Raw genomic sequence first — 20,858 nt, 5'->3', positions numbered from 1 at the left:
ACTATGGCTCTCTCTAAATTAATTTATACAAGCTCTATGTCTCAGCATTGTAATTTAGAAGAGATTGACAACATTCTGAATCAGTCACGAACACGAAACACGGACAAAAACATCACCGGTGTACTCTATTACTCCAACCAGTTTTTCTTTCAGTGCCTTGAAGGTGAACTTTCTGATATTGAACAAGTCTTTCAGTCAATAGCCCAAGACAAACGGCATACTGATGTCCAACTCGTAGATGTCTCAACTATCGATAATAGAGAATTCGGTGATTGGTCTATGGCGTATGTATTTCAGTCTGAAGAACTGATCCCGCTTCATAGAGAACTATTCAACACGGATAACTTCGATCCTAGAGATATTACTGTGGAACAAGCCTGCACACTAACCTCTAGGTTAAAGCATGAACTTCCGAAAGCGTATTGCTCTATTAGCTAAAGAGGGCAACCAACGCCACGTTAAGTAGTGAGTATTTCGAATCCGCCTTAATTGTTTTGGTATGCGTTACCTCCCACACGTACCATACTGAGTCTTTCACTCTCTGTTGGAACTTCAAAATACTGGGTCACATGATGAAACACAGCTTCTGTGTCAAACATAGCTCTTTCTGGTTGTTCAATTCGGCGTTTTGCAATTTGGGATAAACATTGATCATCTGTTAAGTCTAAATACCAAAGTTCATGCTCACTACCTACTTCGACGCACAGTGATACGAACCAAGCTCTTTGCTTAATAGTATTGGCTGGGAAATCCATGACAACGTTAGCTCCCACATTCAATAAACCTTGAACATGGCTTTTAACGAAAGGCTTAATGAGATTAGAGTACTTAATGTAGTCGTCAAATGTTTGAATTTGAGAAGGATAATGAGCCGACAACCAATCATCTTCTGAAATTAGGACTGCATTATTTTCCGTAGCCACAACCTTAGATTTAGTCGATTTGCCTGCTCCCATCTTGCCACAGAAGAAGAACAGCTTTCCTTGATTTTGCATGTTTCCCCCATTTACGCATAACGCTGCATTAAGGTGTGGGCGGCCCTAACACGAAACCTGACCACACCACCCAAGGATAAAATAAAGGTTAACATGCGTAGCGATTAACTTTCGAACCGTTTTCATGTGGTTCTGGGTGCGAACATTATGATTGCCATGCCTAACAGTGCTACTAACACGCCTAGCAAATCCCATAAACTCGGACGGATACCATCTACTACCCAAAGCCAAATGATAGCTACAAAAATATAGACTCCACCATACGCCGCATAAACCCTACCTGCTGCAGTAGGGTGAAGGGACAACAACCATGCGAATAACGCTAAGAAAAACGCTGCTGGTACTAATAGCCAAACCGACTTGTCCTCTTTTAACCATAGATAAGGTAAGTAACAACCAAGTATCTCAGCGATTGCCGTAACAAAGAACAAGCCGATTGTTTTAAGTTCTATCAATTGATTTTCTCCGTTTTTAATGCAACCACATACCGACGCGTAAAGTGATGTTTCATTGAACTTAATATTCTTTGCCACAAACACTTACGCTGCAACAAACCTAAAATGCCGCACGTTGAAACTCACTTTTAAATGCTTTGTTATATGCGTACTAGATATTTACGTACAATCTCAGCATGTCTTTGTGTTGAATACCATTTTCATAGATTGGCTCAGGGTAATTTAGCAAAAAATGGTCTTTGATAATTGAGTCTACGCGAAACCCAAGACGCTGATAATAAGTCAATTGATAGCCAAATGTACCCGTCCCCAGTTCAACTCTTTTTATCCCCTTAAGCGGTAATTCAGATAGAACTCGCTTTAAAAGCTCAGAGCCAATACCTTGGCCTTGCAACTCAGGAGACACCGATACATTAAATATCTCAGCAAGAGTGTCAGTCTTCGACTTAACGACACAAGCGGCTAGAACGCGCTTGTGATCCAATCCAGCAAAGCACCATGAATCTGACAGATATGAAGCAATACTTACCTCGGAAGGATCTGCTTCAAGCAATAAATCTAGCGGAATTTCGTTACTATTAACTTCGATATATTGCATATTTCCTCCAAGCAAATAGCGCCGCATTAAGGTGTGAGCGACGCTAGCCTATACTTAGAATGCACACTATATTATTTGCAGAACGTCTCAATATAAAGCGCTTCCACCTTGTCTCTTGCCCACTGAGTTCGACGCAAGAATTTTAGCGAAGACTTAATCGATGGATTGTTGTAGAAGCAATTTATTTGAATTTCTGCATCCAAGCCTTCCCAACCGTAATGCTCCTGCAAACGAACGAGGATTTTCTCTAGGGTCAATCCATGTAATGGGTTATTTGGTTGTTCTTGGCTCATTTGAGGGATTCCCGAATTACTTATGATCGTGGTAAGTCTAACAGATTAGCAGTAAAGATTTCTTAGTTTTAACCCTACTGGCAGCATGTTGAGCTGAGGCCACTAGAATCTAAACATCATGAGCGCTCGAGTCACTCCTAAATGCTTTTTAGAACGTCTAACGAACGAGACTTAAAACCTGCTTAAATTCAGAACTTCTACAATCTTTGACTAGCTCATAGAGACACATTTCTAGTCCCGAGATTTCAGCGCCGCTTTCCTTCAGACGATTAATACCTAGTTGAGTATTTGATAGCGTTCGAGAGGAAACACAGTCATTAACCAGTTCTACATTGAAGCCTAATTCAACCAACCCCTTTGCCGTTTGGTACACACATATATGCGCTTCAATGCCACAAACTAACCAAGTATCTACATTCATGTCTTTAATGGCCGCGAGAAAGTCGGGAGACTCGCAAGCATTGAAAGTAAACTTTGTTATCGGATTAACTTCACCAAGATGAACTCTTAGTTCTTCTACTGTTTCACCCAACTTCTCTGGATTTTGCTCCAAAAGAACTATTGGCAAACCCAGAGCCTTAGCGCCAACAATCAATTTCGAGCAATTAGAAATAAGGGTCTCACTATCATAGACTAAGCGCGCGAGCTTACCTTGCACATCAACAACGATAAGTCCTGTTTTATCTCGTGATAACATTTCACCATCCTTAGTTTGATGCTACCTAACAACGCCGCATTGAGGAGTGATCGACGCTTTGCTAGGTACAGAATGCTAAAGCTTACAATTCCCAGAAACCGTGTTCAATTGAACCCAGAATGTAGATAGCAAACTTACCTTTATTCGGAATCTCTAGTGGTGGAACGGCAATTTCAGCCCCCTGCTCTTCGACTTGTGTTACTGCTTTTTCAATATCATCAACTAGCCAATAAGGACGAACCACTGGTGTTTCATTTTCGCGTAATGGAGCACGGACACCAACGATACTCCCGCCTGATAACTCACAAGTTCTAGCACCTCCCAACATTTCATCTGGCTCACCAAAACTTGCATTTTGAGCTAATTCATAGGCTTTACATACTGATTCCACATCCGGAGTTACGATTTCAAGATAGTGAACTTTCATTATTATTCCTTTTGTTATTTCTGTTGTACTAGCAAAATCACCTGTTGCCAAACTAAGTTGTGAGGACCACAAACCATCTAACCTAAACCATTACACATTAAATACTAAAACCAGCTTAGAATACCAAGCGCTAAATGTTAGGTTTGTTCCGTAAACGTTTTGTTATGTGCCATTACGACTTACCTAAGTATGGCGCAAGAAAGCCTCTGACTTGTTCATAACAAAGGCCTATATCGACCTTAATACCGCCCTGCTCTAGTATCTTAATACCTTTGCCACTGTTGCGTTCATCTGGATCAAGCATTGAAACGACGACATGTTTGATACCTGACTCTACGAGTGTATTTGCGCACGCAGGAGTTCGACCGACAAAAGAACAAGGCTCCAAAGTGACATAAGCGACAACGCCCTCAAGAGTTCCATTGTAGGCATTCAGTGCTTGTACTTCAGCATGGTTTCCTCCAATCGCTTGTGTATAGCCTTCAGACACTACTATGTCATCTTTGACTAACACACAGCCAACAGGTGGGTTTGGAATACAGTCAGGCAAGGCATTACGAGAGATTTCTAATGCTCTCAACATATGTTTCTCTGACATTCTTTGAATTCCTCGCTCTGCTATTTAGCGCTGTGTTAAACGGTAGCGTCTTACCGTGCCCTCGACTTCATCTGTATAGTTACCGAGATACTCACCACCACAGTTTTCGATAACCTTTTGAGATGCTATGTTTTCAACTGAGCAAGTGACAATAGCGGGTTCAGTTAAAGCCTGGTCACGAACCCAAGCAAGGAGATATGAGGCAACGCCTTTGCCACGAGCGGAAGGTCTAGTTTCGTAGCCAATATGACCAATTACGTTTTCTACCTTGGGATTGCTACCTTTTCTAACTCGAATAGCACCTACGATTTCAGAATCTGATACGCAGTAATAGGTTGTACTGGGCAAAAATCCATTTGAAAGCACAGAAGTCGCTTTCGAGCGTTCAACTAAATCAGACAGATAAGCCTCAGTGTTTTGCTCAACACCTTCATATTTAGGGATCCCTGACTCAAAACACTCCCTTGCGTAACTCACTAGCATTGAGGCTAAATCTGGACTTGCTTCCAACACTTTCATGTCAATTTTCCTTAAACGCTTTGTTCCGTTACTTATTCTCAGCTATGCGCCATAGCACACCGCTAGGGTCTATTATGCAAAACTCTAGCATTCCCCAAGGCTGTTCAACTAAGTCAGTAATCTTGGAACCAAATTCTTCTGCAAGATTAAGTTTTTGTATGTGTTCAAACCAGCTTTGAGTATCTTCTACTAAAAGGTGCATCATAAAATTATTACTATGAACAGGTTCGTAAAAGTCTTGAAGTAAAAACGAGCACGAACCCAATTTAAAGTAGGCAATATCTTCAAATTCAGATGCCATCTCAAACCCAATTAGTTGATAGAAGCGTTTGGAGCATTCAAAGTCCTTTGCAGGAACAAAAGACTTTATTTCGACGGTATTTAAGTTTTCCATTTCTTACTCTAGTTCCTTTTACTGCTTGTAACTTAACGCGCATTTAGGTGATCAACGTTTGGCTATGCTTGAGCGATAAAACACGCAATGCGTTGCCAATCACTCTTAAATGCTATGTTATTTGCAGATTTCCGATAGGTGACTGATCTGTTTTACATTACCGACAGCACTTGTACTTTTGCTTACTTGGATTAAACCAAATGGCATCAATGCCCACCGTGATAGCTGGCGCAATGTCGTTGTCGTATCTCGCGCTTAGTCAGGAACAATGATTACCCCTAACTGCTCTAACAATTGTTCTTGTTGCCAAGAACATATCTTCACACCTGTAAGGTCCACTTTTCGAGGGTTTAAACCATATAGCTCTGAATGACTTAGATCGCTACCTTGCATTTTGAACTGCTCCCAACAATCTTCAGAAAAAACACCTCGGCTGAGATCTGAACCTTTAAGTGATGCACCACTCAAATTAGCACCAATCCATCGGTTCTCAAACAGGTCACACTTTTCAATTAACTGTTTTTCAAAATTTACGTAGGACAGATTGCAGCCCGTGATATACGCGGAACAAAAATAGGTCTTATGGGAGATTTGATTCACGAAATTAGCTTGAGAAAAATTAGCACCTTTTAGGTCACAATCTCTTAATTCAAGGCCAAAACAGTTTGCTCCATTGAAGTATGACATTGAAAGCTTACATCTTTTAAACGAAGCATCGCGAAGATCAGAATAAGAGAAATCACAACCTTCCAACTCCCCTTGTTCAATAAATGTGCAATCAATAAATTGCGTATCTCTTAGGCTGGTACGCTTAAAACTACAGCAATAGAACTTACATTTAATAAAGGTGAACCCATTGAGGTCTTGGCTGGAAAAATCCTCTTTGACGTAAGATCGTTCTGTTTTATTCATTTTTCAGTCTCTTTAACTCTTTGAGTTGAAGACTATCATTTACGACAAACTTCTCAAGGAAAACAAAACCAGAAAAAACAATAAGTTAAAATCATGCAAAATAGCCAAAATAAGGCACCTGTGAGGCAATATAAGACTCTTATTCTCAGATCATTGAACGCCCACAGCCAGAAAAAAGTTTTAGCTCGCCATGGCAATTATAGAAAAGGCACAAAACGCAACGCATAACAAAATGCCAAGCGTTGCGATCCACACTTTAACTGTTTGTTAGCCGACTTTAATACGAAAAAGATCATTCATTGGCTTGTCTACAAAATACTCCCAGACGTGTTTGAAAACTGCATGTTGCGTTGGAAAAGGTGATAACTCCAACGCCTCTTCTAAACTGCACCATTTAAAATCAGTGTGTTCATGATTAAGAACGACTTTTTGATCCGCTGGACACTTAACGACAAAGACCGGAATAACTTCAATAACGTTTGAGTAGGACTCATAAAACTGTTCTAGAAATTGTCCATTGTAGAGTTCAGTCGCATCAATCTGGGTTTCTTCCTTAAACTCTCGAACAATGGTTTGCCAAGGCAATTCACCCTCTTCCATTGAGCCTGCGACGTGGCACCAAAAGCCACCTTTTACTCGCTTCATTAGAAGCATCTTTGTTTCACCATTAATTTCCGACAGTGCCACTCCGGAAACAATTGAATTATTTATTGGAATCATTTTTATACCTAGAAACTACGAATGTCGGCTAACGCTGCATTAAGTAGTGAGCAGCACGCGGTGATAGTTGAGAGAAGCAAAAAGTCATACCATACTTTCTACTGAGGCTAACCACTTGGGGATATGAGCCCGATACCAAGCTATATACTTTTGTCTCTCCGGGTTGTTGCGTCTCACAAGGATGTTAACAACCTCAATAATGATCCAACACTTAGCGATGATTAGATTCTCTACCAACTCTTTTTCTGGTACTTCTGAGTTGTGTTTGACGTATTGGCTTACTATTCGTTCATATTCATTGATACTACCTAGCCCATAAACCAAAGGAGCTAAGTCTATTGCTGGGCTACCTTGACTAAAACGCTCCCAGTCAAACAACACTAATTCGCCATTGCCTCTCACACCCCAGTTACCATCATTGGTGTCACCGGATATTAGAGTCTTATGTTCTAAGATCTTACCTGAGAGTGTCTGAATTCGTTTTATGCTAGATGCTATTTCGTCTGGAAGAGCTAGAGTATTCAGTGCTTCTATAGTATCCGACATTGTCCAAGTGTGGCTCTTAACAGGGACTTCAGGTAAATATTTCGAACGATGCAGGTTCGCTAGTTGAGCATACAGATCAACTCTGCTTCGTAGCTCATTCAGGGTAACAATATTAGGTATCCGCTCAATATAGAGGTTACAACCATCTAACTTCAGTAATTCGGGAGTGTTCACGCCTACCAAGTTGGGAGCAACGGTTTGATAGAAGTCGACTTCTATTTGTGATGCATTTTGCTTAAGAATACAATCTACGCCGTTTAGGCTCTCAATAGAGACTTTAGCAGAACCCATCCTTGATAAATCTTCAGTCGTCATACCTTTCCTACACTTTAACGTCACTTTAAGGCGTGAGAGTCACGTACCCACGAATCTTAACCTTACCATCGTGAGCACTGAACTCTACTAATGAGCTATAAAGCCAAGCTTAACGACTCAATCTTAAATAATTTGCTAGCTGAACTTATGCTGCCAAGCCATTTTGTTTCGCGAATTCAAGGACTTTAGGAATATCACCTTTAACTAGAATTGGCATCGCTTTTTCGATTAACTCAATTTCCCAATCCCACCATGCTAGATCTAATAGAACTTCTTGGTCAGATTCACTAAACCGAGTTTTAACCACTTTCGCAGGGTTACCTACCGCAATACTATACGGTGGAATATCTGTAGAAACGACTGACTTAGCACCAATAATTAACCCATGACCGATGTTTACTCCGGGCATAATTGTTACGTCATAACCAAGCCAGACATCATTGCCAATTATGGTATCTTTGTATGCTTTAAATGGGTAGTCTGATAACGGTAGAGCCTCAGCCCATTTTTCACCGAAAACGGCAAATGGATATGTTGTGATACCTGAAGTTGCATGGTTTGCGTCAGGCATGATGAACTGGACTCCATTGGCAAATGCGCAAAATTTCCCAATATGAAGTGAGTGCCCGAAATACCAAAATTGTATAAAACATTCTTAGTCAGGAACTCTGTTGGGTCTTCAAAATCACTGTAATAGCTAAAGTCGCCGGCATGAACATTAGTCACTTCGCTTTCCGCGATTAATGGTTTCAAATAAACTGTATTTTTGAAGTCTTTGTTCGGAAAAAGATTGTCTGATTTCATAGAGTTATTCTCGTTCAAATTTGCTTCTATTATTGCACACGCTGTAGGTCAGTGTATTCAATGAACGCCGTATCACGTAGTGCTCAACGTTACCACCTAACCTCGTATGACCTTCACCCATTTTGATCGCCATTCTTGCGCTTCCATAGGATCAGGCCAAAACTCTTTTTGCTTTCTGATCAAACCCTTTTCAACGGTATGAAAAGTAACAGCACGGGCTTTTTGAACTCCATCTGTAATCGAAACATCAGTTACGACCGTAAAGCCGTCACAAACTACCGAATGAACATCAAACTCCCAAACACCGTTTGCGGGATAGTAGGAATTAATGGCGATGAAATTTTCTCTTCCTACAATTAGTTCACCTGATTGGGGCCAAAAAACCTCAAAATCAGGACTCAGCCATTCACTGGCTTTTACAAAATCATTTGTTTGCATCGCTTCCCAGAAAGCTAGCACGACTTCTTTTGAGTTTATTATTCCCTCCAAACTATTAACGCCCCCTTAAGGTGTACGTAACGCGACTACAAAACCTAACAATGGAATGAAAAGGCCAAACGTAGCGAATCACTCATAAATTTATTCTTATGTGTATTTTAGATATCCATCATACCCTTATTTTCTGTAGGTGGTCCCTTTTGGCTTTGATCGCTAAATTGTTCATGGCAAATAAAACAAGGAATGCAGACATGATCCAGAAAGGCCAAGCAATACCTACCACATCACTCTGCGAGCTAAGCGCGGAAGGCATGGTAACCCACAACACAGATGAGCTTTTTGCAAACAAACGAGTTGTTCTTTTCGCTGTCCCAGGGGCATTTACACCAACCTGTTCAGAAGCTCATTTGCCTGGATACGTTGTACTAGCTGACGAAATCAAAGCAAAAGGCGTCGATATCATTGCTTGTGTTTCAGTGAATGATGCTTTTGTAATGTAAGTGTGGGGAGAGGCACAAAATGCCACGGAAATTATTATGCTGGCTGATGGTGATGCTAGCTTTACCAAAGCTTTAGGGCTTGAAATGGATACGGCGACATTCGGTGGGATTCGTTCACAGCGATATGCAATGGTAATCGAAAATGGTGTAGTGACACAGTTAAATGTCGAGGAGCAAAAGCAATTTGAAACTAGCAAAGCAGAGACGATTCTCGCTGCTCTAAAATAACCTTTAAAATCTAGGAGGGTTCAGAACAACCTATTCTGAACCCTTTAGTCGCGAATCATTCTTGAATGCTTTGTTTACGCGCGCTGACACTACAACGAAATTCTCATCACCTTATGATGTGGCTCGCTTTCAATATCAACCGCTAACCAACCTAAAGACTCGTACAATGAAGGTACATTTGTGTAAGCGTACAAATTACTTTGAGACATTGTCGATACTTGATTAACACCTCGTTTAATCAGTTCGCTAGCAATACCTTGACCACGCCACTCATTGGATACAAAGACGGCGTTAAACCAAATAACTTCTGAGTCACCATTAGGCTCTTGAAAGCGCGAATATGCGAGGCCACCAACAACTTGATTATCTCTGAGAGCAACAATCACAGGTGGAAGGTTGGCTTCTGGTTTATAGATATCTACGAATAGAAAGTCAGACCATTCTGTTTGAAACAGCTTCTCTAGAGCAACCCAATACTTACTATTTTCATCGCAATTTCTGAATACTACCTTGTTCATATTGGATTATTTCCTCGAAAGCGTATAACGCCGCATTAAGGTGTGAGCAATGCTTGGCTATACTTGAGCGAAGCGAAACTGCCAAGCGTTGCGAATCACTCTTAAATGCTTTGTTATGTGATACTTTCCACATCGTATATACTGATTGAAAACAAATACATATGAGTGCTTATGCTAAGACAATTACAGCTTGCTGATAAAGAAAAAATGCTTGAGCTTGTGAACAAGACACAAATGTTTGAAGCAGAAGAAGTTTCATTTATCGCTGATACTTTTGAAGGTGAATCCAGTGAAGCTATTTGGTTCGGGAAATTTGACGACGAACTAATGACTGGTGTCGCGTACTGCGTGCCAATGGAAATGACCAACACAACATAGAATGTACTAATGTTGCTCGTTGATCCTGAGTATCATCGTAGTAGAATCGGTAGAGACTTGATGCAACTAATGGAAAGCACTTTGACCAAGCAAGGGCAAAGACTTCTTATTGTAGAAACCTCAAGCACAGACGATTTTCAGACAGCGAGATCGTTTTATAGTGCTATTGGCTATGCTCAACAAGGAGCTATAGAGCACTATTACGACGATAATGACCACAAAATTACGTTCATCAAAAGACTGTAGTTTACTAGGAGTTTTAATGTGAGCTCCTATCACATAACGCCCAATTAAGGGGTGAACAACGCCTCCACCCAAACCTAAAACATTGTGCCATAAACACTAAATTTGAAGTAGAAGCAAAAATGCCGAGCGTTGTGAATCCCTCTTAAATTGCTTGTTATGTTTTACCACAAGTTACTGACTTAATTGAGAAAGAACTGCTATTTCAAACCAGTTTTCTGAACCAAACCACAAGGCTTGAACCAACTTGGCCACTAAAAGCGATTAACCTAAAACCTGTAATTCCACTTCCCTGCCCAATGAGGCAACCTGACTAAGTTTCAACAAACGCCCTTTCTTTCCAACCAAAGCGCCAAACAATGCTGAATTGCCGAGGCAACTGCCAAGCTGAAATGCTTATTGGCAAAGAGCCTAAAAGCGACTTTAAGCCAGTTACACCAACAGCCAACCTCCACGACCTGACAATGAAGCAACCCGCGAACATTGGCATGTTTTACGGGCTGAGAGATTCAAGAACTTAGACCGACAATGCGGATTTGCTGAGTCTACTAGGGACGAATTGCCAGAGGGACAAAGAACCAGAGCCAAAGACCTTTAAGCCTTTGAAATACAAGTAAACATAACGCCCAATTAAGTAGTGAGCAACGCTACCACTTAACCAGAACATTGTGCCCTAATCACCAAAGCTGATTCAAACCCAAAATGCCGAGCGTTGCGAATCTGCTTAAATTGTTTGTTAGTTGCCTGCCCTAAGTCTTAGATTTGAAGCCCATTGAGATTTTGCCAACACTGTTTCTGACGCTAGCTAATATCCCAAACCAGGCGCAGTTTCAAAGCGACTGTCACTGAAAGCACTTGGAATTTACAACGCCGCAGAAAACAGACTTAAAACCCCAAAGAACATTTTTGGAAAGACTAAGTAAAAAAGCAGACTTTCAACGAGCGAATCAGTTTCTGAAACAGAGAATCCTGCGAAACACCAACCAAAACAACACTATCGCCGACTCGAGAAGCTAAAAGGTAAAACACGAAAACCTAGCCAAAAATACACTACATTAGCCTTAAAATTGCTGATTTAGTTACTTTTTTCTTCATTGGCAACTAACGCCGCATTAAGGTGTGAGCGACACTTGGCTATACTTGAGCGAAGCGAAACCGCCAAGCGTTGCGAATCACTCTTAAATGCTTTGTTAGGGTTAGCTTGCACCATTTTGCGATTTTGAAACTAATTGCTCCACTCGACTGTAAATAAACAAGTATAGATTGGTTGAGAACATGCCCACTGCAACTGCAACCAGCGCCATTGTATAAAAACCACTCGTTGTAGTTCCCTCAACAGTTGCTATAACCCCTTGCTTTTCAAGGTGAGGAGCAACTATAGCGAGCAATACACCACTTTTAATACCAATCCAAGAGAACATTGCCATCAGACCCGACGACACAACTAATGTTCCACGATGGTCAACCACGACGTCAGACATAAGAATGCGTGTTAACCCGCCAACAGAACCTAGCAAGAACGGAATTACTAATAGCACTACTGCATTAATAGCTTGATTTATGATCACCGAGGTTTCCGCGTCCAAAATAAACGCTTCTTTGTTAACAATGGCTGCAAACATAAAAATAGAAAGTGCAAAGAAAAACGTCAGAATTATATACATTCGTTTTCTGCTTTCTTTCTTTTCTAACTCGTACCTCTCTCGATCAAAACTATAACTAATTTGTCGTTTTTCCTCTCCTATTACTTCTTGCGACTCTTGAGATTCTTGCTCTAATCCTGATTCTGTTGAGTTTGGAAACTCTGTAACTTTTTCACTCATTTTCTGATCTTGTTTCATTATAATTTTCCTGAATATTACCGGCTAGCCCTAACGCCAAATTAAGTAGTGAGCAACGCTACCACTTACCTAAAGGGTTGTGCCGTATACACCTAAGCCGATTTAAACCAAAAGTGCCAAGCGTTGCGAATCTGCTTAAATTTATTGTTAGCTGAATTTCTTAAGGTTTGCTTCCAACTGCTCTCGTAAGCCTTGATTCTCTTGCTGAATCCAATATTCCACTATTAGGTTTTCACTGACTCGGTACACTGCGCTTCCTACTGTAGAAAGTTCTAGACCTGTCGGTTCATAACCATAAATGACTCCCTCATGACGACCGTCTTGACGCCAACGTACGTAGACCTTTTGACCTTGAACTAAAAACTCTTCTATTGTGAGGTCAAAATTACCGTAAGCTTCTAGAAATTCTTCAACGTGTTCACGATAGTTTTCAGGAGTTCTCTCAATTGCTTCTGAGACTCCGGAAACAATCTGATGCGCTACAACTACTGGGGCTAGATACTGGTTTACTAAGTCTGAATTTTTCCCTGACCTTACTTGTTCGATAAAACCTCTAACCACTTCTTCCACTGACATTAATTATTCCTTCTATTCTGCTAACGCCCTGTTAAGGTGTGAGCAACGCAATACTGAAGCCGCCGCATAACACCTTAAACACAAAACACAACGCATAGTAAAAATGCCACGCGTTGCGAATCACTCTTAAACAGTTTGTTATGAGTTTATGCGACGATGTTTTGATTTGATACTGCATAAACCTCAAAGCTCTTGAGCAGCCCTGATTTTGTTGTGATTCTCTTAACCCTACAAAACAAATTTGATAGCGGATCGTCATGATTTTTTTGAACATTAGCACTTAAACTTGCTACGATCAGCTGTAGTGAAGCTGGAGTCCTAGCCCTACCAAATAGCTCAAATGAAACAGGGCGACCTTCTGCCACTACATATATGCGTCCTTTAAACGTATTGCTATTGTAACTTGACACTCGACCATAGATAACTTCATGAGTGTCTAATGTAATTAATTCCTGTATATAGCTAAATGTATCTTCATTAAACCTCGCACTAATTGGCTTATTAACGCCATTAATACTTGCACAAATATTAGCTTCTAGTGCTGTCTTATTCTTAGTTATCGGGCGGTGAATGTCTGATATAGCCGTACTGCACTTTTCAATGAGTGAATCAGCTTGATGTTGTTTGATGACTTTGAGAGCTTTATTTTGTTCTTTAGCTTCTTCGTATAACTTACCAAGGCTTTTATCATAATCAACATGGAAACCTAAGCTCTCTGAAACCACATAGTCATATAGCGAATAAACAATATGCCCAATAGGAGTATTACTTGGTGCTGTACCAAATGTATAAAGACCACCCAATACGATACTAGCTGTTATTTTCCAACTCCCCTCTTCGGGAGGTAACGCTAGGATTTTTGCACCTTTCAACGCTGGTGCTTGAGTAATAATTTTATTGTTTAAGACTAAGTGGGTTGTTAGAGCTAAAGTCCTTTGAAAACCGATTAAAGCCTGAGAAACGTCGTAGAAGTCAATTTCATGGTGATCTGACGCACCGCCTTCATACGACAATGTAAATTCAATATTGTTGTTCATTTATTCACCATTTTATAACTACGGAAACTCATAACGCCAAATTAAGTAGTGAGTAACGCTACCACCTACCTGAAGCATTGTGCCGTAAACACTAAAGCTGATTCAAACCAAAAGTGCCAAGCGTTACGAATCTGCTTAAATTTATTGTTATACAAACAATTAAAGTTTATCGACAAGCTTCTTTAAATGGTTCTTAGCCAACTCATGATTTCCGCGACTCATCCACTTGATACAATCAAAAAGCTCCCAAGTAAGACCTTCATCACCATTCGTATAAGCGGGAAAGTCCTCATGCTTTGGAGCCGGTTCATCTGTTACCCTTTGCTCGATGATGCCCGTTTTATCGAATAGCACTTTAAACGGCTTTGAAATACTGAACGATTCGCTCAGATCTAAGCAGTGAATTTCAGCACTCGTAAAATCATTGAAGATATACTTTTTAAAGTAAGCATTATCATTGTGGAAACCATCAAGTAGGTAGAATATTTCCTTGTCGCGCTCAAAAGTTGAGAAGCACTGATTTGCAGACTTATGGAAGTTGTTCTTAGTGAAAACAATAATATCTGCATCCGAAATACGGTCACCTTTCCCAGCTGCCAATGAGCCTAATAACACCGTCGCTACTACGTCATTTTCTGAAATAAACGCTGAGCACACAGATCGAACTAACTCACTTTGGAGGGGAAGATGCTCCAAATCTAGCTTTTCTGAACTCAAAACCACCTCCGTTTGTATAACGCCCAATTAAGTTGTGAGCAACGCTGCCATAGACTTAAACCATTGTGCCTTAATCACTAAAGCTGATTCAGACTCGAAATGCCGAGCGTTGCGAATCAGCTTGAATTGCTTGTTAGGCGAATTTTATTCAATTTTATGAAAATAGTTAATAAATGAAATCGCCATTTCATTAAAGAGGAGAGCTTCATTTGCTGAAACATCCGCTAAATTCGGAGAACCATGTCCTACATTTTGAACTCTGTTTCGATAAATATAAAACTGCTCTAACGACTTACATATATTTTCGTGTACTTTCCCTAACTGTTTTACTTTATTTATAGCATCACTTAATGTAGCAGGCTCTCTCTGCCCTTGTTCAACTAACCACCCTTTCAGATATCCTTCAATAGAAGATACTGAGTTTTTAATTGAATTCTCGATGTCTATGTTTTTAGGGTCAATTAAAGCCTGCTTAGCTGATTTAATTGACGCAAGCACACCTTCATATGGGATTTCAAGTTCTAGTGCCCGATCGTTTTCTGTAATTACGCAGTCATACTTTACATTAACTTCATAGTCTAAAAATTCAGAATTTAACTTAATCTCATAACCTATATTGTGATAATCAAATAAATCGTTGATTTCGTTCTCGTCAGCGATTTCTTTAGTTACAACATATTCAACCATTGATAAAACTTCATGCCATTTAGCCTTTGTAATTAACTGTATTAACATATCCGGAGTATAGAACTCATGAATGTCATCTGACCCAAACAGTTGATAATGCTCCTTACTGATCTGAACGGCTAGTTCACGGTATATTACATATCTCTGTACAGTGTTATCACTATAGTTATCAATTAGCTTATATAAGTCATACTTAAATGCTGAAGGAATAAATTCATATATCAAATCACATTCTTCATAATCTAGTTTGTGTCTTCTACTAAAATTTTTCTTCATACTTTCCTCTATTCGCCTAACGCCGCATTAAGGTGTGAGCAGCGCTTGGCTATACTTGAGCGAAGCGAAACTGCCAAGCGTTGTGAATCACTCTTAAATGCTTTGTTAGGGCACTGTTCTCAAAGATGGCCACCTTACTAGCCAGCCCTTTGAATTTACACGATCTTCAAACGTTTCTCGTGACCTTTTAGGGTTATGTGTGACACAGTAACCAAATAAGGATTCGTACCCAAAAGCTGCAATACATTCATAGCTATCAGGTGCGACTTGTCGAATGGCAACAGCTGTCTCTTGTTCTGGCCAATAGCTCATAGCATCAAGGGAGCATGTGTAGGGTAAATCGCCATTCCGAGTATGCATTAGTGCTTGGTTACGAACTTGCCAGTTAACTTCTGGCATTAGCTGCTTGAGCTGAGATTCATGGTGTAAATATGCATTAGGGTCGTTCTCGTCTGGAGCAAAGTAAATAACATCCGCATCGCTCAATGGTGTTGCTACATCAAAGCCATGCAGTGCATCCCAAACAAGATTACGAACGAAACCAGCTGCAATGTAACACTGAGGCAAGCCCAATTTAGATACGCACTCTAAGGCTTTAACTCTAACTGGATCTTGCTTGATTAATTCTACGATTCTATCCATTTTCGCCCTGTGCCCTAACGCCCAATTAAGGTGTGAACAACGCTAACACCTTACCTAAAGCATTGTGCCATAAACACTAAACTGACTTGAAGTGACGGTGCCAAGCGTTGTGAATCACTCTTAAATTTATTGTTAGCTTTCTGTCTACAGAGGAGCTCTATTGAAATTCTGTGCCGTGGTTTTCTAGTGTTTGTTTACCACATTTTAGACAAACTACGTACCTGTCTGTTAGCTCCAGTGATGCTCCTCCTGGCAAAGAAGCCGCGGCTCCACTGAAGAAACCGTCTAGAAACGCTTTGAACTGTTCTTTTCTGGACTTCCCATATTTTGAGGGTTTCTGTTTGATTGCTTCTGTATGTTCAGTTTCTCTCTCGCACTTTTCACAAAACCTAATATTCATACTGCCTCCATTGAGATTAGCGCACGCATGGAAAACGACATATTAAGAATACCAAAAGCACTAAGTAAGTTCGTATTCTTACTTAATACATTCGACTTTGTGCCCAAACTTGAAAAGATAGCTAACGCCAAATTAAGTAGTGAGCAACGCTACCACCTACCTAAACCATAGTGCCGTAAACACTAAAGCTGATTCAAACCCAAAATGCCAAGCGTTGCGAATCTGCTTAAATTTATTGTTATGGCGCAATTTTCAAAGATGACCACCTAACTAACCACCCTTTTGAATTTACACGATTTTCAAATGTTGCTCGTGACCTTTTGGGATTATGAGTGGCATAGTGACCAAATAAAGACTCAAACCCAAATGCTGATACAACTCCATATTGATTCACGCCGGTTTGACGAACACCAACGGCTGTTTCTTTTTCAGGCCAGTAGCTCATAGCATCCACTGAACTTTGATAAGGTTCATCACCATTACGTTCATGCATTTGAGCTTGATTTCGAACTTGCCAATTAAGCTCTGGCATACACCCTTTCAAGTATGCTTCATAACCCAGGTAGGCATCAGGATTGGATTCATTAGGATCGAAGTAAATCACATCAACGTCATTCAAAGGAGTCGTAGATTCAAACTCATGTAACGAGTCCCAAACTAAATTTCGAACGAAACCTGCTGCTATATAGCACTGAGGTAGATTCAGCTGAGACACATGATCTAGTGCCTCAGTCCTTATTGGGTCACGTTTTATTAACTCTACGATTTTGTCCATTTTCGTCCTGCGCCATAACGCCCTGTTAAGGGGTGAGCAACGCAATACCAATGCCGCCGCATACCACCTTAAACACTAAACGCAACGCATAGTAAAAATGCCACGCGTTGCGAATCCCTCTTAAACAGATTGTTATGCGAACCTGTTTTGTACCTAATACTTACACTTATAGGCTTTCCCAATAACCGTAGTATTAGTTGTACCTAAGGAGCCAATTGTCGCATTGGTATTCTTAGACTCTTGTACATACACTAGGTTAGCACCTAGTTTGAATGCTTCGTTCCTAAGTTCATTTCTAGCACCCAATACTAAGTTCTCATTTGAAGTAAAGTCACCAGTAAGCCAGTTACCTTGCGAACCTATTACTTCGCCAACATATGAACACATAGAACGATTTGGCTCTGTTGTAACAATTTCAATACCTTTAGCTGACTCGATTACACCATTGGCAGAACAACCAAATAAAAGACTAACACCAAAGATTAACGCTACGTTTTTCATAAATACCCCTCAAAATGATAAAGGTAGTATCGTAGTGCAAACCATTTGTAGGTTCCCTTGTTCTATTGTCTTTGAGCCGTCAGAGTCTAGTAACTTATCTTTGATTCAGTTTCGATTCAGCTTTGGTCGCATAACGCCGCGTTAAGTAGTGAGCAACGCCCTCCTACTTAAAGCATTGTGCCGTAAACACTAATTTCAAAGCAAACCGAAAATGCCGAGCGTTGCGAATCTGTCTTAAACGCTTTGTTATGTACGTTTCACTGCAACCACGGAATATGTATGCCAATGCTTTATTCTACCCAATGAAGTTTTCGCTGTTTCATCACGTTCAAAGAACCTGACTATTTCAAAACCCGAGAACAGAGCCTTTACTTCTGATTCCGACAACGATGTTGTAAGACTACGATAGTTGTTAGCCCAACTGTCTTTGAAACCCATGAAGTCACCAGCAAACACCCCACCGATTTCAATTGAAGATTTGATGTTGCTCCAAGTCGATGCAAATTGGTTTGGGTCAGCGAAGAACAAACTGGAGTTTGCGATAACTACACCAGATTTTGGATAGTCGAACGACTCAAACGAGGACTCTGAAATATCCACTAATGACTTTGACCCGAACCTATCTCTACAAATAGCGACTGAATCAGGATTAATATCGAAGCCATGAACTTGATAACCCTGTTGATCAAGGTATTCGATATCACTGCCAGTTCCACAACCACAGTCAGTGGCTACTTTGAGGTTTGATTCATTGAGTCTGACAGCAAACTCCGTACGTTTTGAATGTGGGCGAGACAGTGCCTTTTGGTAAAATTGACGCCAAATTTCAGTATTTTCATCCATAAATTTCTGATTTTCCGTAAAAGTACATAACGCCAAATTAAGGTGTGAACAACGCTAACACCTTAGCTAAAGCATTGTGCCATAAACACTAAACTTGCTTGAAGTGAAAGCGCCGAGCGTTGTGAATCACTCTTAAATTTCTTGTTATGTAGCAAGAACTTACACCAAGGCATCATTGTTACGACCATAAGTTTTTCTAGTGTAGAAAAAGCTAAAACCCAACCACACTATGGAAACTGATGTACCGAGACCAACAAAATGATAGCTAAAGGCGGCATATGTAACTAACAAAAACATACCCACTGTTAAAAGGTAAATACGGCGATAGCTTGGAATTGCAGTCAACATTGCGATAAGAGTGCGATCTAACGAAAATAGCATAAAAATGAGCAGAAAAACGACTGATACCACCTTATCTTCTCTACTATCACTGCTGAAAACTAGGTAGCCCGAGTTTAAAACAACTGCAATCTGACTGACTAAAGGGACCAATGGCCAAGGAGCAAGACCTCTCATTTCCAGTTTTTTCATTGAGACTCCAATTTGCTTCATAACGCCACGTTAAGGGGTGAACAACGATGGCCGCCCAACCTAACCTTTATTCCGTAAACACCAAAACCCAACCAGAGCAAAAACGCCGAACGTTGTGAATCCCTCTTAAACGTTTTGTTAGGTTATTGATTTTGAATTAATTTACTACAAAACATAACCACAAACCATGCTACTGGTGTAAGCTTAGTTTCAAAGCCAATTTCAAGCGATAAACTGTGACCGCCCTTTGTATTGACTTGAACCTAACCAAAACCGCCAAACGTGAAGTCTCCACGGAACTTCACACTCAAAAACTTCAATTTGAATTGCGCCTTTCAAACGAAGTGACTCCCCAATTAACGACAAGCTAATACCATGAGAGCCTGACTAAGAAGCTTACAACCAGGGGCTAGTCTGATATGCGACTACAGCGCCCCAAAAATGAAACTGAGATTCCCTGAACGGGTCTAGGTGGGGAAAGAGCAAATACCCGCAAACGATGTCTTTAACCTAACGCCGCATTAAGGTGTGAGCGGCGCTTGGCTATACTTGAGCGAAGCGAAACTGCCAAGCGTTGCGAATCACTCTTAAATGCTTTGTTAGGTAAATTTAAACACCATTTAGTTCTAATTCACCTGCGCTATACTCAATAGCATATGGCCCTTCAGCAGCGCCGGTCGTGTCAACTAGTTCTTCCACTTTAGCTTGAACAGCCGCATAACTTTTTTTCATTTGGCTATCCATAATCTGGATATCGTTATAGATATCTTGGTGCTTAAATAGATGCTTCTCTATTTCATATACTTGGTCTCGAATCTCACGAGCATCATTTACTATCGACTCAACAAGATCAAGGTCAAAGTCATCGCGTGATTCTAATTCACAAAAGCAATCATCATGGCACCTAGTCGATTTACAGATAATAAGATCATTTAAATTGCCGATTAATTTAACTATTTTTTTATATTGCTTCTTATAAAGGTTAATTGGCTCAAGTAACGACAACTTCCTAAGATCCGGAATACTTGAAGCATCAAGCACATCAGACGAATCAAAACTTACGGATAAGCTTTGACCCGATAATTTTTTCAGTGATGACTTAATATATGTTTTTGTCATTGCTTTATAGAACACATCTTTAGAGTCAACATCGACAAACACAAGAATTACGGGCTCTTTAATTGACTTCCAATATGTAAAATGCTTCTTTTTTATTGGTACAGATCTAGTGCCGTTACTAGTTGCTTTTACTTGAGCAAGAACAAATTTACCTGTAACTCGATGCTGGTCATCAAGTACCTCAATCTGGGCATCAATTCCCAAATCTACATCCAATAATCGACAAGGCCACTTTAAGTTTTGAGTTATGTGGTAGGCAAAGTAGTACTCGCCTGCATCACCAACACGATTTCTTTTTGTATATTCCACCAAGTCTCTCCAATTTACCTAACGCC

At 40.3% G+C, this 20,858-nt stretch carries 30 protein-coding genes and 1 pseudogene; 4 read left to right on the top strand and 27 right to left on the bottom strand.

What is annotated here, in order from left to right; genetic code table 11:
* Positions 1–3: 3 nt before the first annotated feature.
* Positions 4–438: a BLUF domain-containing protein gene (locus AAFX28_RS15510; RefSeq protein WP_408688957.1), complete on the top strand. Its 435-nt coding sequence runs from the start codon at positions 4–6 to the stop codon at positions 436–438.
* A 47-nt stretch (positions 439–485) separates the two neighbouring features.
* Here the strand turns inward: AAFX28_RS15510 and AAFX28_RS15505 are convergent, their stop codons facing one another.
* From AAFX28_RS15505 to AAFX28_RS15440, 14 genes are all read right to left on the bottom strand, one after another.
* Complete coding sequence (locus AAFX28_RS15505; RefSeq protein ID WP_408688955.1) at positions 486–995, bottom strand: AAA family ATPase; 510 nt, start codon at positions 993–995, stop codon at positions 486–488.
* 122 nt (positions 996–1,117) lie between these two features.
* Positions 1,118–1,450, bottom strand: coding sequence for a YnfA family protein (locus AAFX28_RS15500; protein WP_408690887.1), 333 nt, complete (start codon positions 1,448–1,450; stop codon positions 1,118–1,120).
* Positions 1,451–1,601: 151 nt separating this feature from the next.
* Positions 1,602–2,048: a GNAT family N-acetyltransferase gene (locus AAFX28_RS15495; protein ID WP_408688954.1), complete on the bottom strand. Its 447-nt coding sequence runs from the start codon at positions 2,046–2,048 to the stop codon at positions 1,602–1,604.
* 71 nt (positions 2,049–2,119) lie between these two features.
* The gene (locus AAFX28_RS15490) at positions 2,120–2,341 is read right to left on the bottom strand and encodes a VF530 family DNA-binding protein (protein WP_004400149.1); all 222 of its coding nucleotides are present in this window, start codon (positions 2,339–2,341) and stop codon (positions 2,120–2,122) included.
* A gap of 157 nt (positions 2,342–2,498) precedes the next feature.
* On the bottom strand, positions 2,499–3,038 hold the full coding sequence (locus tag AAFX28_RS15485; protein WP_408688953.1) for an isochorismatase family protein: 540 nt from the start codon (positions 3,036–3,038) through the stop codon (positions 2,499–2,501).
* An 82-nt stretch (positions 3,039–3,120) separates the two neighbouring features.
* On the bottom strand, positions 3,121–3,465 hold the full coding sequence (locus tag AAFX28_RS15480) for a VOC family protein (protein ID WP_408688951.1): 345 nt from the start codon (positions 3,463–3,465) through the stop codon (positions 3,121–3,123).
* Between the two features lie 172 nt (positions 3,466–3,637).
* A complete protein-coding gene (locus AAFX28_RS15475; protein ID WP_408688950.1) occupies positions 3,638–4,063 on the bottom strand; it encodes a bifunctional diaminohydroxyphosphoribosylaminopyrimidine deaminase/5-amino-6-(5-phosphoribosylamino)uracil reductase RibD in 426 nt (141 codons plus the stop codon).
* A 24-nt stretch (positions 4,064–4,087) separates the two neighbouring features.
* Positions 4,088–4,582 carry a GNAT family N-acetyltransferase gene (locus tag AAFX28_RS15470; RefSeq protein WP_408688948.1) on the bottom strand — a complete coding sequence of 165 codons (495 nt, stop codon included), beginning with the start codon at positions 4,580–4,582 and terminating at the stop codon, positions 4,088–4,090.
* A 28-nt stretch (positions 4,583–4,610) separates the two neighbouring features.
* Positions 4,611–4,976, bottom strand: a complete 366-nt coding sequence (locus tag AAFX28_RS15465; RefSeq protein WP_408688946.1) for a VOC family protein — start codon at positions 4,974–4,976, stop codon at positions 4,611–4,613.
* A 255-nt stretch (positions 4,977–5,231) separates the two neighbouring features.
* Complete coding sequence (locus AAFX28_RS15460; protein ID WP_408688944.1) at positions 5,232–5,888, bottom strand: Qnr family pentapeptide repeat protein; 657 nt, start codon at positions 5,886–5,888, stop codon at positions 5,232–5,234.
* A gap of 267 nt (positions 5,889–6,155) precedes the next feature.
* Positions 6,156–6,608, bottom strand: coding sequence for an NUDIX hydrolase (locus tag AAFX28_RS15455; protein ID WP_408688943.1), 453 nt, complete (start codon positions 6,606–6,608; stop codon positions 6,156–6,158).
* Between the two features lie 84 nt (positions 6,609–6,692).
* A complete protein-coding gene (locus AAFX28_RS15450) occupies positions 6,693–7,469 on the bottom strand; it encodes a phosphotransferase family protein (protein WP_408688942.1) in 777 nt (258 codons plus the stop codon).
* A 145-nt stretch (positions 7,470–7,614) separates the two neighbouring features.
* Positions 7,615–8,040, bottom strand: coding sequence for a CatB-related O-acetyltransferase (locus tag AAFX28_RS15445; protein ID WP_408688940.1), 426 nt, complete (start codon positions 8,038–8,040; stop codon positions 7,615–7,617).
* Positions 8,041–8,369: 329 nt separating this feature from the next.
* Entirely contained in the window at positions 8,370–8,750 is a 381-nt protein-coding gene (locus tag AAFX28_RS15440) for a nuclear transport factor 2 family protein (RefSeq protein ID WP_408690886.1), read from the bottom strand.
* A 212-nt stretch (positions 8,751–8,962) separates the two neighbouring features.
* On the opposite strand from AAFX28_RS15440, the pseudogene AAFX28_RS15435 reads away from it, so the two are divergent.
* A pseudogene (locus AAFX28_RS15435) lies at positions 8,963–9,439 on the top strand (peroxiredoxin).
* 89 nt (positions 9,440–9,528) lie between these two features.
* On the opposite strand, the gene AAFX28_RS15430 reads toward AAFX28_RS15435, so the two are convergent.
* A complete protein-coding gene (locus tag AAFX28_RS15430) occupies positions 9,529–9,957 on the bottom strand; it encodes a GNAT family N-acetyltransferase (RefSeq protein WP_408688938.1) in 429 nt (142 codons plus the stop codon).
* A gap of 171 nt (positions 9,958–10,128) precedes the next feature.
* Between AAFX28_RS15430 and AAFX28_RS15425 the strand changes: the two genes are divergently transcribed.
* Both AAFX28_RS15425 and AAFX28_RS15420 read left to right on the top strand, forming a co-directional pair.
* Positions 10,129–10,335, top strand: coding sequence for a hypothetical protein (locus AAFX28_RS15425; RefSeq protein ID WP_408688936.1), 207 nt, complete (start codon positions 10,129–10,131; stop codon positions 10,333–10,335).
* A gap of 9 nt (positions 10,336–10,344) precedes the next feature.
* Positions 10,345–10,581 (top strand): GNAT family N-acetyltransferase, encoded by a 237-nt coding sequence (locus tag AAFX28_RS15420; protein WP_408688935.1) that lies wholly within the window; start codon positions 10,345–10,347, stop codon positions 10,579–10,581.
* A gap of 1,193 nt (positions 10,582–11,774) precedes the next feature.
* Here AAFX28_RS15420 and AAFX28_RS15415 read toward each other — a convergent pair.
* The 12 genes from AAFX28_RS15415 to AAFX28_RS15360 form a co-directional block, all read right to left on the bottom strand.
* A complete protein-coding gene (locus AAFX28_RS15415; protein ID WP_408688934.1) occupies positions 11,775–12,419 on the bottom strand; it encodes a hypothetical protein in 645 nt (214 codons plus the stop codon).
* 147 nt (positions 12,420–12,566) lie between these two features.
* The gene (locus AAFX28_RS15410) at positions 12,567–12,995 is read right to left on the bottom strand and encodes an ester cyclase (protein ID WP_408688932.1); all 429 of its coding nucleotides are present in this window, start codon (positions 12,993–12,995) and stop codon (positions 12,567–12,569) included.
* A 146-nt stretch (positions 12,996–13,141) separates the two neighbouring features.
* Positions 13,142–14,032 carry a hypothetical protein gene (locus tag AAFX28_RS15405; RefSeq protein WP_005377010.1) on the bottom strand — a complete coding sequence of 297 codons (891 nt, stop codon included), beginning with the start codon at positions 14,030–14,032 and terminating at the stop codon, positions 13,142–13,144.
* Between the two features lie 159 nt (positions 14,033–14,191).
* Positions 14,192–14,749 carry a nucleotidyltransferase domain-containing protein gene (locus AAFX28_RS15400; RefSeq protein WP_408688930.1) on the bottom strand — a complete coding sequence of 186 codons (558 nt, stop codon included), beginning with the start codon at positions 14,747–14,749 and terminating at the stop codon, positions 14,192–14,194.
* A gap of 144 nt (positions 14,750–14,893) precedes the next feature.
* Positions 14,894–15,712, bottom strand: a complete 819-nt coding sequence (locus AAFX28_RS15395) for an AbiJ-NTD4 domain-containing protein (protein ID WP_408688929.1) — start codon at positions 15,710–15,712, stop codon at positions 14,894–14,896.
* Positions 15,713–15,817: 105 nt separating this feature from the next.
* A complete protein-coding gene (locus tag AAFX28_RS15390) occupies positions 15,818–16,354 on the bottom strand; it encodes a nucleotidyltransferase family protein (RefSeq protein WP_408688927.1) in 537 nt (178 codons plus the stop codon).
* A gap of 157 nt (positions 16,355–16,511) precedes the next feature.
* The gene (locus AAFX28_RS15385) at positions 16,512–16,754 is read right to left on the bottom strand and encodes a hypothetical protein (protein WP_004418123.1); all 243 of its coding nucleotides are present in this window, start codon (positions 16,752–16,754) and stop codon (positions 16,512–16,514) included.
* 238 nt (positions 16,755–16,992) lie between these two features.
* Positions 16,993–17,529, bottom strand: a complete 537-nt coding sequence (locus AAFX28_RS15380) for a nucleotidyltransferase family protein (RefSeq protein ID WP_408688925.1) — start codon at positions 17,527–17,529, stop codon at positions 16,993–16,995.
* 153 nt (positions 17,530–17,682) lie between these two features.
* Complete coding sequence (locus AAFX28_RS15375; RefSeq protein WP_408688923.1) at positions 17,683–18,030, bottom strand: DUF4156 domain-containing protein; 348 nt, start codon at positions 18,028–18,030, stop codon at positions 17,683–17,685.
* 246 nt (positions 18,031–18,276) lie between these two features.
* Positions 18,277–18,873: a class I SAM-dependent methyltransferase gene (locus tag AAFX28_RS15370; RefSeq protein ID WP_408688921.1), complete on the bottom strand. Its 597-nt coding sequence runs from the start codon at positions 18,871–18,873 to the stop codon at positions 18,277–18,279.
* 159 nt (positions 18,874–19,032) lie between these two features.
* Positions 19,033–19,404: a hypothetical protein gene (locus tag AAFX28_RS15365; protein WP_408688920.1), complete on the bottom strand. Its 372-nt coding sequence runs from the start codon at positions 19,402–19,404 to the stop codon at positions 19,033–19,035.
* Positions 19,405–20,013: 609 nt separating this feature from the next.
* Positions 20,014–20,832, bottom strand: a complete 819-nt coding sequence (locus tag AAFX28_RS15360; protein ID WP_258511253.1) for a DUF4365 domain-containing protein — start codon at positions 20,830–20,832, stop codon at positions 20,014–20,016.
* Between the last annotated feature and the right edge of the window lie 26 nt (positions 20,833–20,858).

Source organism: Vibrio sp. TBV020 (assembly GCF_046056895.1).
GTDB lineage: Bacteria > Pseudomonadota > Gammaproteobacteria > Enterobacterales > Vibrionaceae > Vibrio.
Note: the sequence above shows the minus strand (reverse complement) of the source record. Positions and strands in the feature narration are given on the sequence as shown.

Coding starts and splice junctions, on each gene's coding strand:
- AAFX28_RS15380 (WP_408688925.1), bottom strand. CDS start 17,529: ATGGACAAAATCGTAGAGTTAATAAAACGTGACCCAATAAGGACTGAG.
- AAFX28_RS15445 (WP_408688940.1), bottom strand. CDS start 8,040: ATGCCTGACGCAAACCATGCAACTTCAGGTATCACAACATATCCATTT.
- AAFX28_RS15365 (WP_408688920.1), bottom strand. CDS start 19,404: ATGAAAAAACTGGAAATGAGAGGTCTTGCTCCTTGGCCATTGGTCCCT.
- AAFX28_RS15495 (WP_408688954.1), bottom strand. CDS start 2,048: ATGCAATATATCGAAGTTAATAGTAACGAAATTCCGCTAGATTTATTG.
- AAFX28_RS15430 (WP_408688938.1), bottom strand. CDS start 9,957: ATGAACAAGGTAGTATTCAGAAATTGCGATGAAAATAGTAAGTATTGG.
- AAFX28_RS15425 (WP_408688936.1), top strand. CDS start 10,129: ATGCTAAGACAATTACAGCTTGCTGATAAAGAAAAAATGCTTGAGCTT.
- AAFX28_RS15460 (WP_408688944.1), bottom strand. CDS start 5,888: ATGAATAAAACAGAACGATCTTACGTCAAAGAGGATTTTTCCAGCCAA.
- AAFX28_RS15465 (WP_408688946.1), bottom strand. CDS start 4,976: ATGGAAAACTTAAATACCGTCGAAATAAAGTCTTTTGTTCCTGCAAAG.
- AAFX28_RS15490 (WP_004400149.1), bottom strand. CDS start 2,341: ATGAGCCAAGAACAACCAAATAACCCATTACATGGATTGACCCTAGAG.
- AAFX28_RS15405 (WP_005377010.1), bottom strand. CDS start 14,032: ATGAACAACAATATTGAATTTACATTGTCGTATGAAGGCGGTGCGTCA.
- AAFX28_RS15485 (WP_408688953.1), bottom strand. CDS start 3,038: ATGTTATCACGAGATAAAACAGGACTTATCGTTGTTGATGTGCAAGGT.
- AAFX28_RS15505 (WP_408688955.1), bottom strand. CDS start 995: ATGCAAAATCAAGGAAAGCTGTTCTTCTTCTGTGGCAAGATGGGAGCA.
- AAFX28_RS15390 (WP_408688927.1), bottom strand. CDS start 16,354: ATGGATAGAATCGTAGAATTAATCAAGCAAGATCCAGTTAGAGTTAAA.
- AAFX28_RS15475 (WP_408688950.1), bottom strand. CDS start 4,063: ATGTCAGAGAAACATATGTTGAGAGCATTAGAAATCTCTCGTAATGCC.
- AAFX28_RS15480 (WP_408688951.1), bottom strand. CDS start 3,465: ATGAAAGTTCACTATCTTGAAATCGTAACTCCGGATGTGGAATCAGTA.
- AAFX28_RS15450 (WP_408688942.1), bottom strand. CDS start 7,469: ATGACGACTGAAGATTTATCAAGGATGGGTTCTGCTAAAGTCTCTATT.
- AAFX28_RS15385 (WP_004418123.1), bottom strand. CDS start 16,754: ATGAATATTAGGTTTTGTGAAAAGTGCGAGAGAGAAACTGAACATACA.
- AAFX28_RS15395 (WP_408688929.1), bottom strand. CDS start 15,712: ATGAAGAAAAATTTTAGTAGAAGACACAAACTAGATTATGAAGAATGT.
- AAFX28_RS15455 (WP_408688943.1), bottom strand. CDS start 6,608: ATGATTCCAATAAATAATTCAATTGTTTCCGGAGTGGCACTGTCGGAA.
- AAFX28_RS15415 (WP_408688934.1), bottom strand. CDS start 12,419: ATGAAACAAGATCAGAAAATGAGTGAAAAAGTTACAGAGTTTCCAAAC.
- AAFX28_RS15470 (WP_408688948.1), bottom strand. CDS start 4,582: ATGAAAGTGTTGGAAGCAAGTCCAGATTTAGCCTCAATGCTAGTGAGT.
- AAFX28_RS15510 (WP_408688957.1), top strand. CDS start 4: ATGGCTCTCTCTAAATTAATTTATACAAGCTCTATGTCTCAGCATTGT.
- AAFX28_RS15370 (WP_408688921.1), bottom strand. CDS start 18,873: ATGGATGAAAATACTGAAATTTGGCGTCAATTTTACCAAAAGGCACTG.
- AAFX28_RS15420 (WP_408688935.1), top strand. CDS start 10,345: ATGTTGCTCGTTGATCCTGAGTATCATCGTAGTAGAATCGGTAGAGAC.
- AAFX28_RS15410 (WP_408688932.1), bottom strand. CDS start 12,995: ATGTCAGTGGAAGAAGTGGTTAGAGGTTTTATCGAACAAGTAAGGTCA.
- AAFX28_RS15375 (WP_408688923.1), bottom strand. CDS start 18,030: ATGAAAAACGTAGCGTTAATCTTTGGTGTTAGTCTTTTATTTGGTTGT.